The organism is Staphylococcus sp. HMSC062A01 (genome assembly GCF_001836805.1).
In the GTDB taxonomy this organism is placed as follows: domain Bacteria; phylum Bacillota; class Bacilli; order Staphylococcales; family Staphylococcaceae; genus Staphylococcus; species Staphylococcus haemolyticus.
In genome coordinates, this window is the sequence record NZ_KV830638.1 from 35,300 (window position 1) to 52,377 (window position 17,078).

General features: G+C 34.1%; 15 protein-coding genes, 1 pseudogene and 1 riboswitch. Of the genes and pseudogenes, 9 read left to right on the plus strand and 7 right to left on the minus strand.

Going from position 1 to position 17,078, the window contains the following annotated elements:
* Window positions 1-113 precede the first annotated feature (113 nt).
* Window positions 114-1,895, plus strand: a complete 1,782-nt coding sequence (locus tag HMPREF2715_RS08640) for a cation:proton antiporter (RefSeq protein WP_070581895.1) — start codon at window positions 114-116, stop codon at window positions 1,893-1,895.
* A gap of 85 nt (window positions 1,896-1,980) precedes the next feature.
* Here the strand turns inward: HMPREF2715_RS08640 and HMPREF2715_RS08645 are convergent, their stop codons facing one another.
* From HMPREF2715_RS08645 to HMPREF2715_RS08675, 7 genes and pseudogenes are all read right to left on the minus strand, one after another.
* Window positions 1,981-3,945 carry a fructose-bisphosphatase class III gene (locus HMPREF2715_RS08645; RefSeq protein WP_053025339.1) on the minus strand — a complete coding sequence of 655 codons (1,965 nt, stop codon included), beginning with the start codon at window positions 3,943-3,945 and terminating at the stop codon, window positions 1,981-1,983.
* 319 nt (window positions 3,946-4,264) lie between these two features.
* A pseudogene (locus tag HMPREF2715_RS08650) lies at window positions 4,265-4,879 on the minus strand (DedA family protein).
* Window positions 4,880-4,992: 113 nt separating this feature from the next.
* Entirely contained in the window at window positions 4,993-5,991 is a 999-nt protein-coding gene (locus HMPREF2715_RS08655) for a ThiF family adenylyltransferase (RefSeq protein WP_070839863.1), read from the minus strand.
* On the minus strand, window positions 5,991-6,758 hold the full coding sequence (locus HMPREF2715_RS08660; RefSeq protein ID WP_053025342.1) for a thiazole synthase: 768 nt from the start codon (window positions 6,756-6,758) through the stop codon (window positions 5,991-5,993). The genes HMPREF2715_RS08655 and HMPREF2715_RS08660 overlap by 1 nt, the downstream gene beginning before the upstream one ends.
* Window position 6,759: 1 nt before the next feature.
* Entirely contained in the window at window positions 6,760-6,960 is a 201-nt protein-coding gene (gene thiS, locus HMPREF2715_RS08665; RefSeq protein WP_037550281.1) for a sulfur carrier protein ThiS, read from the minus strand.
* Window positions 6,944-8,059: a glycine oxidase ThiO gene (gene thiO / locus HMPREF2715_RS08670; RefSeq protein ID WP_053025343.1), complete on the minus strand. Its 1,116-nt coding sequence runs from the start codon at window positions 8,057-8,059 to the stop codon at window positions 6,944-6,946. The genes thiS and thiO overlap by 17 nt, the downstream gene beginning before the upstream one ends.
* Window positions 8,052-8,642, minus strand: a complete 591-nt coding sequence (locus HMPREF2715_RS08675) for a thiamine phosphate synthase (protein ID WP_070441687.1) — start codon at window positions 8,640-8,642, stop codon at window positions 8,052-8,054. Before HMPREF2715_RS08675 ends, thiO begins: the two co-directional genes overlap by 8 nt.
* Window positions 8,643-8,705: 63 nt before the next feature.
* Window positions 8,706-8,815, minus strand: a riboswitch (TPP riboswitch).
* 339 nt (window positions 8,816-9,154) lie between these two features.
* On the opposite strand from HMPREF2715_RS08675, the gene HMPREF2715_RS08680 reads away from it, so the two are divergent.
* The 8 genes from HMPREF2715_RS08680 to HMPREF2715_RS08715 all read left to right on the plus strand — a co-directional run bounded on the left by HMPREF2715_RS08680 (window position 9,155) and on the right by HMPREF2715_RS08715 (window position 17,071).
* Window positions 9,155-10,435 carry a pyruvate MFS transporter gene (locus HMPREF2715_RS08680; protein WP_070441639.1) on the plus strand — a complete coding sequence of 427 codons (1,281 nt, stop codon included), beginning with the start codon at window positions 9,155-9,157 and terminating at the stop codon, window positions 10,433-10,435.
* 241 nt (window positions 10,436-10,676) lie between these two features.
* Window positions 10,677-10,961, plus strand: coding sequence for a putative quinol monooxygenase (locus HMPREF2715_RS08685; protein WP_037550272.1), 285 nt, complete (start codon window positions 10,677-10,679; stop codon window positions 10,959-10,961).
* A gap of 168 nt (window positions 10,962-11,129) precedes the next feature.
* A complete protein-coding gene (locus HMPREF2715_RS08690; protein WP_070839866.1) occupies window positions 11,130-13,067 on the plus strand; it encodes an FUSC family protein in 1,938 nt (645 codons plus the stop codon).
* A gap of 71 nt (window positions 13,068-13,138) precedes the next feature.
* Window positions 13,139-13,558: a DUF2188 domain-containing protein gene (locus HMPREF2715_RS08695; protein WP_053025346.1), complete on the plus strand. Its 420-nt coding sequence runs from the start codon at window positions 13,139-13,141 to the stop codon at window positions 13,556-13,558.
* Window positions 13,559-13,722: 164 nt separating this feature from the next.
* Window positions 13,723-14,421: a GTP pyrophosphokinase gene (locus HMPREF2715_RS08700; RefSeq protein WP_037538902.1), complete on the plus strand. Its 699-nt coding sequence runs from the start codon at window positions 13,723-13,725 to the stop codon at window positions 14,419-14,421.
* A gap of 141 nt (window positions 14,422-14,562) precedes the next feature.
* The gene (locus HMPREF2715_RS08705; protein WP_070441648.1) at window positions 14,563-15,438 is read left to right on the plus strand and encodes an alpha/beta fold hydrolase; all 876 of its coding nucleotides are present in this window, start codon (window positions 14,563-14,565) and stop codon (window positions 15,436-15,438) included.
* A 92-nt stretch (window positions 15,439-15,530) separates the two neighbouring features.
* Window positions 15,531-16,253: a MerR family transcriptional regulator gene (locus tag HMPREF2715_RS08710; protein WP_070441651.1), complete on the plus strand. Its 723-nt coding sequence runs from the start codon at window positions 15,531-15,533 to the stop codon at window positions 16,251-16,253.
* A gap of 137 nt (window positions 16,254-16,390) precedes the next feature.
* The gene (locus HMPREF2715_RS08715) at window positions 16,391-17,071 is read left to right on the plus strand and encodes a GntR family transcriptional regulator (RefSeq protein WP_070441654.1); all 681 of its coding nucleotides are present in this window, start codon (window positions 16,391-16,393) and stop codon (window positions 17,069-17,071) included.
* The last annotated feature ends 7 nt before the right edge of the window (window positions 17,072-17,078 follow it).

The window sequence follows — 17,078 nt, forward strand, 5'->3', positions numbered from 1 at the left end:
GTCCGAAAAAGGCATTAACAGGTTGTTTATAAAATAATAATGCAGGCTTAATCAAAGTTTGATAGTATTACACAGTATTAAAAAAGTTGAATCTTATTAAGGAAGGTGTAGGTATGTCATTAGATTTACCTGTCATGTTAATCATTGTCTTATTTTTAGCATTAGGCATATTTAGTCAATGGTTAGCGACACAGATTAAATGGCCATCAATTGTAGTCATGTCGATTGTGGGCTTATTGATTGGACCGATATTGGGACTAGTTAACCCTCAAGAAACATTGGGAGCCGAAGTGTTTAGTCCGATTGTATCTTTAGCTGTAGCTGTCATTTTATTCGAAGGAAGTAGTAATTTAGACTTTCGTGAATTAAGAGGCATTTCTAAAGCGGTTAATCGAATTATTACTGTTGGCGCAGCTATATCATGGGTGCTCGGTGCGATTGCATTACATAAAATTTTAGATTTTCCAATCTCTGTTGCGGTTGTGATGGGCGGATTATTCTTGATTACAGGCCCAACCGTCATTCAGCCACTTCTTAAGCAAGCAAAGGTGCGTAAGAGTGTTGACTCTATTTTAAGATGGGAAAGTATCATATTAGATCCAATAGGACCGATACTCGCATTAACTGCGTTTTATGTTTATCAAATATTTGAACAAGGCTTTGGCGTTCAAGTTATTTTAATCTTTATTTTGAAAATGGTTATAACAGCCGTAATTGGATTCGGGGCATCATTCATTTTCAATTGGTTAATCCAACGTGATTTTATTCCGCAAAATTTGATGCCATCGATTCAGTTAGTCTTTATTTTATTAGTCTTTAGTATTTGTGACCAAATATTACAAGAATCAGGATTATTAGCCGTTACAATTTTCGGCTTAATGATGGCACGTTATAAGAGACATGATTTAATTTACAAGGAGTCAGATCATTTCATTGAAAATGCATCATCTATTCTTGTATCCACCGTCTTTATTTTAATCACTTCGTCATTAACGTCATCTGTATTGATGGATGTCTTGTCATGGCAATTAGTGATTTTTGCGATTGCAATGATTGTATTGGTACGTCCAATCTCTGTTTTATTATCAACAATAGGTACAGAAATCACGAAAAGAGAACGCGCTATTGTTGCAATGATGGCACCTCGAGGAATTGTCGTTTTAACTGTGGCACAATTCTTTGGAGGATTATTCATGGATGATAATGTGAAAATGGCAAGTTATATCACTCCAGTGACGTTTGGACTAGTGTTTATTACGGTTGTCATTTACGGCTTTAGCTTTACGCCATTGAGTAAGTTGCTAGGTCTTGCTAGTACGGAACCACCAGGTGTCATTATAGTAGGAGAGAGTGAATTTTCATTCCATCTTGGTACGAAACTACATGAACATGATATTCCTATAATGGTATTTAATTTGTTTGAGAATACGTCGGAGAAGGCAGAAGAACTTGGCTTTGAAGTGTTTAAGGGAAATTTATTATCAAGTAGTGATCGAATATATGCGGATTTAATTCGTTATAATAAATGTCTATTAATGACTAAGTCGTTTATTTTTAATAGTTTAGCGTTTAATGAATTGGTACCAGAGTTTGGATTGAATAATGTAAGTATGATGCCAGTGTCATTTACTGATGAACAGGCACGTAATAACTTAAATGGTCCATTACGTAATCATATTTTATTTGATGAGTCACACAGTCCAAGATGGTTTGATAATACGATAATTAATAAGAATATTGTGGAGGTACTTGCAGAGGAATACGACACAATTACTGATCACGATATGATTATCTATCATGTTGATGATAATAGTGTTGTTTCATTTAATAAAAGTACTAAACCTATACCACAATATGATCAAGGCACATACGGCATCTTAAGAGATGTGTATTAGAAAAGTAATATATAAATGGCACTTTCTATTTCAGTGATTTAGAAAGTGCCATTTTTTTATATGTGTGTATAAATTGATTCAAGTGTTAATTTAAGTATCTATCATGCATTAATAATTTTAAGATGCGGATTTGTTCTTGAAGTACTTTACCATCATTGGTATCTCTGATTTTTTGGCGTTGCAATTCTTCATCTACAACACGACGAACTGATAATTCATCTGCACCGTCTGATAGTACTTTATCTCTTGAATCAAAATGTTGATGTGCGACTAATTGCATGCCAAATGAATTGTAAAGTAATGTATAACCCGCAATACCTGTCGTTTTTTGATATGCTTTTGAGAATCCACCATCGATAACTAACATTTTACCATCTGCTTTGATAGGGTCTTCACCATCTATTTCTTTAACAGGTGTATGACCATTGATAATTCGACCTTCATCTGGATTGAGACCGAAGTCTTTTAACATTTTGCGAATCATATCAAGATCTTCTCTTAAATAATAATATGGATTCTTAGGTTCTTTATGAGAAGCCTTATCTTCAATAAAGTAACGTTCAAATGTTGTCATCGCTCTTTTTCCGAAAAGTGAACTATATTTACCAGTCCATAAATACCACACTAAATCTGTTGATAGATCATCAGTGATTTCTTTGTAGTCGTATGCATAGCGTACATGTCTTTCAAACACGTCTAAAAGGTCACGACCTTTATGTTGTTTACCTTCAATTTCGAATGATTCCATTTCTCCATTCTCATCAACAGGGATACAACCATGAATAAGAAGATTGCCATTATATGGAAGGTAAAGTTTTCCTTTCTTCATCAAGAACGACATGTGACGTTTCAATTTCTCAGATTGTTGGAAAGAAAGTAGCAGTTTATTCATAACTTCTTCTTCCTCAGGTAATAATTTACCAGGATCTTGTGGGTCCACAGTACTGAAACATGTATCTTTTAAAGGATATGTTTTACCGTAAATCGTGATTTCATTCGTATCATAGTTGACCTTTTCCAAGACTAAACGGTCTTCCATTTCAAAGGTAGGACGACGTTTGATAATTGGCATTTCTAGTTTGAATTGAATCATCGCAATGGCTTGATGAATCTTAGTGATTTGGCTTTCTTCAAGTTTAGATAGCCCAACTGGTTTATCAGGGCGTTTCTTAGGTTTAAATGCAGGATTATCACCACTATAATGTTCTTCAGCAAGCGTTAATAACGGACGTAAATTAATTCCATAAGCATCTTCAATAATATCTAAATTATCGTATCGTGCACATATTCGAAGTAGGTTGGCTAAACATACTTTAGAACCAGCATATGCACCTATCCATAAGACATCGTGGTTTCCCCATTGAATATCAACAGAGTGATAATTGATTAACGTGTCCATAATCTTATCTGGTTGAGGACCACGGTCGTAAATATCACCAACTACATGGAGATGATCAACTACTAGACGTTGGATACTATAAGATAAACCAATAATTAAGTCGTCAGATTGTTCTAACTCGATAATTTGATTTACTAGTGTTTCATAATATGATTTTTTATTGTTGAATTCATTATTCTTATAAAGTAGCTCTTCAACGATATATGTATATTCTTTCGGTAACGCTTTACGTAATTTTGAGCGTGTATATTTTGATGAACAATAAGTAATTAAATCAATTAATTGTTCAATTGTAGTAATATACCAAACATTCAATTTTCCCTTTGAATCGAAGTTATTTTTCACAAGTTTTAATTTTTCTTCAGGGTAATAGACGAGGGCAGCTAAGTCATCGATTTCTTTTTGGGATAATGTCTTTGCATAAAGGTCATTTATTTTTGAACGGACATTACCTGATCCATTACGCAATACATGTTGGAACGATTCGTATTCACCATGAAGGTCACTGACGAAGTGTTCAGTACCTTTTGGTAATTCTAGAATAGACTCTAAATTGACAATTTCTGTTGCTAACTTCTCAGGACTATCAAATTGTTGTGATAATAAATCTAAATATTTCTCTCGTAATTCACTTTCAGTCGTTTGTGTCATCTAATTTCACTCCTGTTTGGAATTGATATTCATATGGGTAGATATGTCATAAAATCGCTTACATTAATTATCTTTAAAAAGCACTACTTTTTCAATGGTGATGCTTAAAATGTCAGAATTAATTCTTAAAGTTTAAATATATGTAAGACAAAAGCCTGGGACATAATTTAATGACTCAGGCTACAAATATATATTGGCAGTAGTTGACTGATTTAAAAATGCACTTGTAACAAGCTTTTTTTAATTCTAGTCAACCTTGCCGGGGTGGGACAACGAAATAAATTTTGGAAATATTATTTCTGTCCCACTCCCTTAACTGTTATTTAACTCGGTTTCTGTTTTTAAAGAATATTCTATAAAGTAAGTAAAGTACTGCAAGAATAATAATGACATACATAATATATGAATAATTGTGTAAACCAGCCATTAGGGCATCGAAACTACCACTTAGCATACGGCCTAATAGGATTAGGGCGAAGTTCCAAATTGTAGTACCTAGTAATGATAATACTGCGAACGTAACGACATTCATTTTATTGATACCTGCAGGAATTGTGATTAATACACGTAATACTGGAATAAAGCGACATAGTAATACTGCCCATGCACCATAACGCTTAAACCAGTCATTTGCGCGCCTTACATCTTTACCTTTAAGTTTAAACCATTTACCATGTTTATCTACAAAACGATAAATACTTTCTTCGTTAATTAAACGGCATAAATAATATAGGATTAATAATCCAATAAATGATGCGATTGTTGATATAAGGAATAAAATAGGTATTGATAAACCCGACTTTACTGACATTTAACCATCAAAGGTAAGAATTATTTCAGAAGGGACAACAGGTAAAACATTCTCTAATAAGATGAGAATAAAGATTGCTGTATAACCCCACTTACTTATAAAATCAGTGATTAATTGTTCCATTTATATTCAAGAACTCCTTTTATTAAAAGCATTATTTGTGAAATTAAAAATTCATAGTAAATTTATTATAATAAAATTTACTATGAATTACTTGTATAAACCTATGTGTATTTTTATTTTAGCGCTTTTAAATAAGAATGATACAACTTAATTGCTTCTTCATCATCTTCGATGCCATAAACATTCATACGTCCATCTTTAAATAAGGTAATTTCATAATCGTCATCTTTAATTAATTTTGCGAAAGAAGTGGATTTCACAATTTCACAGGGAAGGTGGTGTGCGTGTTCAAATATACTTGGCTGATATCTAAAGAGATATGTACGTCCACATAAGCTTTCAATATGCTGCTGGTGTTTCGTTTCTAAAAGTGGGTAGTGTTGATTCGCACATACCTCACACGCGTGATCTTTCAATATATCGACCTTCATCGCTTTATAATCGATATGCCACGTATCAATAGTGATTAGTTTCTTTGAAAAACCTTCTCCAGATAGGTAACGAAGTACTTCTGCAACTTCATAACTTGCTACTTGCGTAATAATAGTTGGTAGTACGCCATTAATTGCACAACTTTCGCCACTTGATGGCATTTGTTTTAGGAGACATTTTAGACATGGTCCTTTGAAATCAATGCCATAAACTGTTCCTTTATTGCCGACAGCAGCACCATATACCCAAGGAATTTGATGTTTGTGACACACTTCATTGATGAGATAACGAATTTTAAAATGATCCATCCCATCGATAACGATATCTGGTTTAACTTCATTTAATATATCTTCAATATTGTTTGAAGTTATTTCTTGGTAATACGTTTGTACGTCTACATGATGATTGATATGTGCAATATGTTCTTTTATTGAGTGTACTTTTGGTACCATATTTTGAGCGTCATCTTCAGTATAAAGCGCTTGTCGATGTAGATTAGACGTTTCAACTATATCCATATCAACAATTGTGATGTGATGTGCCCCCATTCGAGCAAGAAGCTCGGCGACATGACTACCTAATGCGCCGGCACCTAGAATAAGTAACTGTGCATTAGAAAGGGCATGCTGTCCTTGTTCACCAAAAGGAGAGAATCTCATTTGACGATTGTAACGTTGCATTATAAGAAACCTAAACCTTCAGTTGGGCTTGATGCTTGGGCAGTATATTTTACTGGGATTCGTCCTGCTTCATAAGACAAGCGACCAGCATGAATACCTAATTTCATTGCTTCTGCCATCTTCACAGGATCTTTAGCACTTGATACTGCTGTATTGAGTAGAATACCGTCAGCCCCTAATTCCATCGCATGACATGCATCTTTCGGAGAACCAATACCAGCATCAACGATAACTGGCACATTTGAGTTTTTAATAATGTAACTTAAATTAAGTTGGTTGTTTATGCCACGGCCTGTTCCTATTGGAGATGCTAATGGCATAACGGCATGCACACCTAATTCTTCTAAACGTTTAGCTAAAACGACGTCATTAGAAATATATGGACATACAATGTAGCCACGCTCTAGCAATACTTTACAAGCTTCATATGTTTCAAATGGATCAGGTAATAACGTTTCATCATCACCAATAACTTCTACTTTAATCATGTCACATACACCTGCATGTTTAGCGATTTCTGCAATACGAATGGCTTCTTCAGCAGTTTTTGCGCCAGCAGTATTTGGAAAAGTTATAAAGTCTTTTAAATTAATGTTTGCTAGTGGATTAGGTAAATTCTTGTCATACAAATTCATACGTCTTACTGCGAAAGTAAGTACATTTGTTTCTGAAGCTTTAATCGCTTCTGTTTGTATGTCTTCATTTTCAAACTTTCCTGTACCTAGTAATAAACGAGATTGTAATTCTAAATTTCCAATTTTAAACATTTTATCCGCCTCCAACAAATTCTAATAATTCTAATTGGTCATCTTCACGTACCGTGTGTTGATGATAATCTTCTTGTTTAATTAATGTTTTATTATGTTCAACAATGACACGTTCTGGGTCTAATTCTAGAGAGATGAGCACTTGATGAATTGATTGCTCAGTGTCGAATGTGAATGCATCGCCATTAATAATGCATTTCATGATTTAACCTCCTTGAGACATTGAAAGATTCATAGCGAGATGGTTTGACTCCAGTTAATAGCCAATTTGCAATGTCACGACCAATAACAGGGGACAATAAAATACCGTTTCGATAATGACCGGTAATGACATATAATCCATCGTCAACTCGGTCCATAATTGGTAATTCGCCATTGGTATATGGACGTACGCCAGACCATTGCTTCATGATACGTGCGTTTGCAAGTTTAGGTATACGTTCTGTCGCATAGTGTTTTAACCATAAGACGCCTTGTTCCGTATTACCTACAGAATAATTATCAAATTCGCTAGTAGCACCAATTAAGTAACGATTAGGCGCTTTCGGAACTATATAGCATCCATTAGTCATAAATACCGTTTGCTGTAAGTTTAAATCGTCATGTTCCACTAGAAGCACTTCACCTTTAACGCCGACAACCTCACGAGGCAATTGATATTGTTTTAACAATTGAGATGACCATGCACCACCTGCGACAATGATTTTCTTCGCATATAAATCACCTTGAGATGAAACGATTTGATAGTAACCATTATGGCGAATAATATCTGTTACATTTGTATTGAAGTAGCGCGAAATACGACGCTGTTGTAAGGATTTAAATAATGCTTTCGTATAATGATTTGCATTGATTTGTCCATCATTTGGAATGTAGATTGCCATTTCAGATGCAACCACACTACCATCGGTTAAATCTGCTAATTCATCGTCTGATAGTTCAATTACATTGTCATCTAAGGCGTGTAAGAATTGAAATTGTGAGCGCAAATGCTCAACATCTTCAATTTGATTTGCGATTTTAATCAATCCAGATGATTGATATTGAATATCTATTCCAGTTTCATCTTGGAGTGTTTCGCATAATTCAGGAAAGCATTCACGTGATTCTAGAGCGAGACGAAATAAGTCACTGTCTTCTGTAAATTCATTTTGTGCACCTAACATGCCTCCAGCTTTATATGAAGCATGTTTACCAGGTATATCACGGTCGACAATTGCAATGTCGAGTTGCGTATGACTTAGGTGTCTCGCAATGGACATTCCGATAACACCAGAACCAACAATAAGTACGTCATGCATCTTTCAACCACTCCTTTCGTAGATGTTGAATTTGTTGTAAAGATGCGCTCATAAAATAAGAAATTGCACAAATTCCTGCAAAGCCATTTGGAAGCCGTTGTATCGTATCTTCAGTAATACCTCCTATGGCATAGACTGGAATCGGAACTTGTAACACGGCTTTGATTTCAGACATTGATCTAGGCTGCTGATTTGGCTTAGAAGCCGTGGTAAAGATATGACCATAAAAGACATAATCTAATTGATGTTTAAAAGCTTGTTTCACAGAGTTAATAGTGTGCGTCGACATGCTTACTTCAACATCAGGATGTTGTGCTTTATAATCGAACGCTAATGTGTCCATTTCACGACAGTGCAAGCGTTTAAGTTTTAAGGATTCTAATAAGTCAACATCACTATGGATAATAATTTTGTTTCTTGGAAAGCCAGCAGCGATTAATTTTTTTAAAAAGGAAAATAAATCATCACTAGACATAGGCGTACGAAAGAGTAAACCATCGATGCCTTTATTAATTTCAATGAAGTGTTGTAAGTCTGCTTCTGTTAAATGTTTATAAGTTGTTATCGCAATAAAGATGTCTATCACCCCTAATAAATGAAAAAACGCTATCTCCTTAGTAGGAAATAGCGTTAGTATCTATGTAACGATATGTGTAAGCCACTTTCCTACGCCAGTACAAACTGGATCAGGTTCCAGGAATTATAAAGTTCTTTCTTTACTCTCAGCCTTAAACAAAGGCACTTCCAGTGGATAAATTATCTATTTAATTTTAAATAATGATGAGTAGCGTTTCATTTCAAGTTCATTTTACAATTTTTTTAAATGGAGTTCAAATTTTAATGAATATTGAGATTACAAAGCGTAAATACGAATTTAGTGAATAAAGTAACCAACGATCTACAATTTAATAAAAGAACTTTTAAATAAGATGTTGAAAACGATTTCAAAAACTGGTAATATTATTAAAAATAAATGCTGAAACCTTATGATGGTAAGGGTTTTAAGGGAGTTATTTTTACAAATAGGGAGTCTCGTGATTATATTAGACAACATATTTAGAATCAACAAATTAAAGGAAGTAGGAAAAAGAGGATATGGTACAAAGACAAAAGAAAAGTAGTGTTCGTTGGTTTTTCGCATTAGCATTTTTTATCATAGGTGTTATTGCTTACATGGATAGATCTAACATCTCATATATTGCCCCACAAATGATGGAAGATTTACATATGACAAAGCAACAATTTGGTCTATTAGCTTCATTCTTCTCATTAGGTTACGCGTTAATGCAAGTACCTTCTGGTATGTTAGCTGAGAAATTTGGACCTCGTAAGATGATTACAATCGCTTTAGTATGGTGGAGTGCTTTCACTATCTTTACAGGTATGATTAAACATCACGGTTTATTATATTTAGTGCGTTTCTTATTCGGTGTTGGTGAAGCGCCAATGTATCCATCAAACGCTGTGTTTAATGCAAACTGGTTCTCTAAAGATGAGAAAGGTAGAGCATCTAGTATGTTACTCGCTGGTTCTTATTTTGGACCTGTATTAGCGCCTGTGATTACTATTGCTATTGTAAATGCATTTAATTGGCAAGCTGTATTTTACATCTTCGGTGCTGTAGGTATTTTAATTGCAATACTATGGGGAATCATTGCGAAAGACTTACCAGAGCAACACCGTATGGTTAATGACGCTGAGAAACATTTCATTATGGAGAATCGTGACCTTGTTCAAACAAGTAAATCACTACCACCTTGGAATCAATTCTTCCGTCGTGTAAGTTTCTATGCGATTGCAGGTCAATACTTTGTAGTACAATTCGTTATTTCATTATTCTTAATTTGGTTACCAACTTATTTAACTGAACAATATCATGTTGAATTTAAAGACATGACTATTAGTTCATTACCTTGGTTTATCATGTTTATTTTAATTTTGTCTGCTGGTGCGATTTCAGATAAAATTTTACGCAGCGGACAATCAAGATTCGTTTCAAGAGGTTTAATTGCCATTGTTGGTTTCATCGTATTTGCAATTTCAATTTTCTTTGCAGTACATACTGAGAATTTATACGTAACGATTTTCTGGTTATCACTTGGTTTAGGTGGTATGGGTATATCAATGGGTATGAGCTGGGCAGCAGCTAATGACATTGGTAGAAACTTTGCCGGTACAGTATCTGGTTGGATGAATTTATGGGGTAACATTGGTGCATTATTAAGTCCATTCTTAGCTGGTGCGTTGGTTGCATCACTTGGTTGGACAATGACTTTCCAATTATTAATTATTCCAGCAGTCATCGCAGCAATTTTATGGTTGTTTGTATCACCAGACAAACCATTGATTAAAGATGAAAGTCGTGAATTAAAATAATTTCATATAAGCTAGGAAATCATTCCTAGAATCTAGCCAGTAAGTGGATTTTAATTAATTCATTTACTGGCTTATTTAATTACATTACTTGCTAAGTGCTTTGGAACATAGATTCACTAAATGTCTATTTTGAGAAAATATAATAAAATGTGTTTAAAGCTTAAAGTCACATTATTGTTTTATGTATGAGTGAAAATGGTAAAATAGTATTAAATTAATCACAAAATTGAGGGTGAAATGTATGATTATTATTAATGCCAAACTTAAAGTAAGTGAAGAACATCGTGAAGCCTATTTAGATTTAATGACGAACTTAGTTAAACATGCACGTGAAGAGGAAGGAAATACATTTTATAGCCACTATGAAGATGTAACTGAACGAAATACATTCGTAGTCGTAGAGAACTATAAAGATCAAGATGCGGTTGAAGCACACAACCACTCAGACCATTTTAAAGTGTTCAGCGAAAATATCGGCAAATATATTACAGAAAAACCAGTCATCGATGTTGCGGAAGCCAAATAATTAAAGAAATTTTCATAATAATATACATTACTAAGGTAGGATTTGAAATCTATGTCACAGATATAATTTCAATCCTACCTTTTTTGTAAATTAGACAATGGTCATCATATAACTTAATAAAAAGTGTTACCATTAAATATGTATGTTTTATAGAAAGGAAAGATAACATTGGGAAATGTTTTAAACTCACTTATCACATTTGACACAAGTAAAGTTGATCTGATGAAGGGTGTCAGACAAGGCTTGTTATTAATTATCCCAGCACTATTAGGTTATTTCCTAGGCAATTTTGCATTAGGATTGCTTGTATCGACTGGGACGTTGGCGCATATCTATGTGTTCAAAAGTTCACCCCGCTCAATGATTAGAACTGTTATCGTATGCTCATTGTCATTTGCAGTATGTATGATACTGGGCACACTTACAGTTACTGAGCCGATATTATATGGCGTAACCTTATTATTAGTTACAGTCATCCCATATTACATCTTCAGTGCATTGAAGATTGCAGGACCATCTTCAACATTCTTTCTTGTAACGTTTTGTTTACCAAGTAACTTGCCAATAGCACCAAATGAAGCGTTATACCGTGGTTTAGCAATTCTTGTTGGTGGTGCGATTGCTACATTAGTAGTCATCTTGACAATACTTTTCCAAAAACAAAAAATCGAAAATAGAGCGATTAATTCGGACTTTAACATGATTAAAGAATTAATGCACAATTATAATGATGTCGATAAATTTAAAGAAAGTACAAAAACAGCGGTAACACAGTTTAAAAATTCAGATGAATTGTTAATCACTGCTACGGCTGGAGTGAACCAGAAATTGAGTCCGCGCTTTCAAAGACTGTTATTACTCCACACATCGGCACAGGGGTTATATTCAGAATTATTGGAACTACATGAAAAAGGTATACGCCCTATACCAAATGAATTAGTTGAAATGATGGATGTTGCGATACGAAATGCATATCGAACAACAGCCTCTCGTGAAAAGTGGGCAAAAGAAGTTCATGTAGATGAAGCATTTGATGATTTATTACAATATATCTTGAAAATTGATGAAATTACGAACTTAGATTCAAGTCAAATTGAACATGAAGCAAGTGTTCGTAAACCGTTATATAGTCAACGTATCATTCATAATTTAACATTAGATTCGATTGTATTTCGAAATACATTAATTTACGCCGTCATTATGGCAGTAGCAATCTTTATTTCATTAGCCTTTAATATCCAAAAATCTTACTGGATACCATTAACAGCACATACAGTCTTATTAGGCATGACAACTCGACGTATGTTAGACCGTTCTGTTGCTCGTGGACTAGGTACTATCTTAGGAACACTTGTCTTATCAGCTATATTGTATTTCAATCCACACTTAATCATTGCCGTTATCATAATGGGTATTGCAGCGATGGTCACTGAAACATTTGTAGGTTCAAACTATGCGTTCGCAGTTATATTTATCACGATCCAAGTTATATTATTAAATGGTTTAGCATCAGATAACCTTTCAATTTCAATTGCCTATACACGTATCTTTGATGTATTAATCGGTATAGCAATTGCAGTTGTCGGAATTCTTCTTATTAACCGTCAAACAGCGTCTGTCATGTTACCACGAACGATTGCAGAAGTGGTTCGTAAGGAAGCGGTAATCTTCCAATATTTATTCTCAGAGAATCACTACCAAGATGATTTACGTGAAAGAGATGAAAGTTTAGCACTTTCAGTGAAAATGAGTAACATGATTCAAATCAACAATTCAGCAAGTGATGAATTGTTCTCTAATCAAGAAGTAATTCGTTATTATTATCCAAGTATATTTGCCTTGGAAGAGATTAACTTTATGTTAATGCGTGCGATGCAAGATCATCAACGTCAACGTATTTCAGATCAGAAAATGGGAGAATACCTAGTTACTTTTGAAAATTTAGCGAAACATTTCGAACTTCAAAGCCGACTTGAAATTAATGAACTCTCCGATTTACCTCAATATAATTACATTAAATCGGCATTAATGAGACTACAAAATAATTGTGTGCATACACGTAAAGATATAGATGATGTTGAAAATGGTGTGGCGATTAAAGCATAGTCCAATAAGCAAGTTTCACTCTAAACGATAGTGGTAAAGCAAACTATCAAGTTAAAAAGGAGTTTGATAGGATGCCTTGGACGATGGATGATTATCCGAACACGTGGAAGAACTTCGATGAATTAGAACGTAAGAAAGCAATTGATATTGGTAATGCTATGTTAAAAGATGGTTATAAAGAAGGGGATGTTATACCGATTGCTACACAGCAAGCTAAAGATTGGTATAAAGATGCGACGAAAGATGAGCTAGATGAATTAAAACATAAACACATTACCCAACACAAAAAAGATCAATCTGCAAATCCAAAACTAAATGACGAAAATGTACATGTCTATTTCGAAGATGATGAATGGAAAGTGAAAACAGAAGGTGCGAAACAAGCGTCTGATACGTTTGAGATGAAAGCAGAGGCCACTAAACGCGCACAAGACATCGCTGATAATCGTGGTACAAAAGTCATCGAACATAATAAGAATGAATCATCATAATTAATAGTTGCAAACCTTTATGTCTAGACGCATTGTTCAATATAAAGGTTTGCATTTTTAATTATAAATTTAATTGTTAAAAATAATGTGAAATCAAAGAGTATTATTTTTAGTTCATTTTGCAATTCGCTATAATATACAGTGATGATTAAGGAGGAAATACTATGTATGTAGAAAGAAAACCATCATTGTATATAGAAGAATTACGAAGTGAATTTAAAGATAACTTACATCATTTTAAAGATGGAGACGAAGCCTTTGATAGACTTATTGGCTTCGTAGAACTGGACCACTTATACTCCTCAGCCTTAAAAGAAATCAGTACAAAATTAGATATTCTAGATGACAACTTCAATCACGTTTATAAACACAACCCTATTCACCATATGGAACGCCGTGTGAAAGAAATGAACAGCTTAATTAAAAAGTTGCACCGCAAACAACTAGATATTAGTGCAGAAAGTGCTCGTGAACATATATTAGATATTGCAGGTATTCGCGTTGTTTGTAACTATTTAGAGGATATTTATGTCATTGAAAAGATGCTATTAAAACAAGAGGATGTCAAACTTCTAAAACGTAAAGACTATATTAAAAATCCAAAAGACAACGGCTATCGAAGCTTACATATTGTTGTGTCTATCCCAGTATTCTTATCAAATAAAGTTGAAAAGCTTCCAGTGGAGATTCAAATTAGAACCATTGGTATGGATATGTGGGCAAGTCTAGAGCATAAAATTCGCTATAAAAATAATGCGAGTACGGATGATTATAGTGATATGTTAAAAGACTGTGCACTTGAAATTGCAGATGTAGAATCTAAAATGCAATCGATTCATTCTGCTATTTCAGATAATAACTAAAACGATTAGTTTATAGTATAACTTGATGAATTGTACGTAACTTGCAACAATTCTATAAGTTATACTTTTTAATTTGCCTCTGTTTTGATAATTTTGTGATAAAATAATAATTTAGTAATATAGCAATTTTTGAGGTTGATTATGAACAGAAAATATTTCAAAACACAAATTTATCAATTGAAAAATTATCATAACGAACAAGTCGAAGTGGCATTTGCCGGGAATCAAACTTCAAATAGGGCAATTGTCTTCTTACATGGGGCAATCATGACCTACCGCATTATGACGATGTTTGAACCGTACTTTAGAGAATATAAGATGATCTATATTAACTGTCCAAGCCGTGGCAAAAGCTCAAGTATCGATCGCAATAATCACACATTAGATGATTACTCTGAACGAATTGAAGACGTTTTGGAACAAATTGTTTCGTCACAACAACTTGAAAAGGTCATGGTCATTGGTTACTCGATGGGTGGTATGATTGGCACACGTTTGTTGAAATTTAATACATTGCCTATATCGCACCTTGTTTATTTAAGCAGCGCAGCTAAAATTACACCAAACACAAGTATGCTAGCACGTTTGTTCTCTACAGATAGTAAACGTGATCACTTTAAAGATGAAATTACTGCAATTAAAAATTTGCCACAATATATTTTAAAAAAGACGGTCTACGCACGAAAAGAAAACGGACTAGATATCTTATCATTCGTCGCCCCAATTAAAACAATCATTACAGACTTAATTTATACAATTAAAGCTGATTATCTTCCAGATATTGAAGAAATTGAACAATTTCCTAAGTTATTATTTATCTCTGGCAAAGATGATGAAATCATTCCGTATACTGATTCACAAGCGACAATGGAGCAGTATAAACGCTATGGAGGAGAAACGAAAGAAATCGTCTATCCAGGTATCGGCCATATGGACTTTCCTTCTGTCCTTGAACAATTACCAAATGGTACGGTAGGCATTGTCGATCATATTAAAGATTGGATAGAAGACAAATAAGACATCCTTCAGACTTACTTTAAGCTATGTGTAAAAATCTCTTGCTCGTGACGTAGCGTCATGAGGTAGATTCAATGTAGGAGGTGGACACTATGTCACATTATACAGTTGGAGAGCTAGCCAATCATTTAGGAGTTACAGTTCGAACACTACAATATTATGATCGTAAAGGCTTATTGACAGCTGAACGTGCATCAGAATCAAATCGTAGACATTACAATGATGATCATATACAACAACTACAGTTGATAGTTTTGTTAAAGCAATTTGGTTGTACATTGGATGAAATTAAAACGCTACTTTACGAGGATAGCGATATGCAGACGCTTAAAGCAATGTTGCAACTGAATAAGAAAGAATTAGAGACAAGTATATATAATCAAACAAAAGCACTAAAACATTTGAACAACGTTGACCAATATATTTCAAGTCAATCAAGCGCTCCAATAAATCATTTATCTGACATAGATAAAGCAATGAAACAATCTACTACATTGAAATCGTTTAAAAGTAAAGTATGGATTAGCGCAGGTGTCATTGGCATTATTCAATACACAGTGTTAATCGCAAGTTTATTGAGAAGTTCGAGTAAACCTTTTATTGCGATAGTGCCTATCTTAGTAACCTATGCCGTTGGATTAACAACATATTATTATAAAAATATTTCATATCTGTGTCCCAATTGCCAATATACGTTTAAGCCATCATTGAAACAGTTTATTTTGGCACGACATACTATGCAGACACGTAAATTAGAATGCCCTAAGTGTCACGAAACACATTACTGCATCGAAGTTTCTGAAGAGAAGAAATAGAATTTTAATCATGGTTTTCCCGGTCCATCTGTGGCCGGGTTTTTTAAATTTATAAAAAGAAAGCGTTTGCAAAAACGAAACGTATATATTAATATACTTGTATACAAGTTGTAATTGAGTCAATAGGAGTGAAAGATGTGAAAGAAGGTTATCCAGAACAATGGCTTGGTGGCATGTCTAAAGGAGAAGGTGTCGCAGCAGAAATACGATTGCAAATTGTGAGTGGGGAAATCGAAGTAGATACGCTACTTACTGAGAATCAAGTCGCAAAACAATTTGATGTTAGTCGTTCCCCTGTTAGAGATGCATTCAAATTATTACAGACGGATCAACTTATTCAATTAGAACGCATGGGAGCTAAAGTTTTACTGTTTGGTGATCAAGAGAAGAAAGAACTCTATGATTTACGTTTAATGTTAGAGTCATTTGCCTTCTCTAAGATCAAACACACTGATAGAGCACCTATAACTAAAGAGATGCGTAAGCACCTTGAAATGATGAAAGTAGCAGTTAAATTCGAAGATGCTGAAGCATTTACACAACATGACATTCAATTTCATGAAGCCATGATTATCGCATCCAACCATCAATATTTACAAGCATTTTGGAATCATTTGAAACCCGTAATCGAAACACTCGTATTACTATCTATGAGACATCGCATGGAGCAAGATAAAGAAGATTTTGAACGCATTCATAGTAACCATGAGGTGTTTATTGAAGCGGTAGAACACTATGACTCTACAAAATTAAGAGAAGCCTTTCACTTAAATTTTGATGATGTTGGCGAAGACATTGAAAGTTTCTGGCTAAGATAAATAGAAG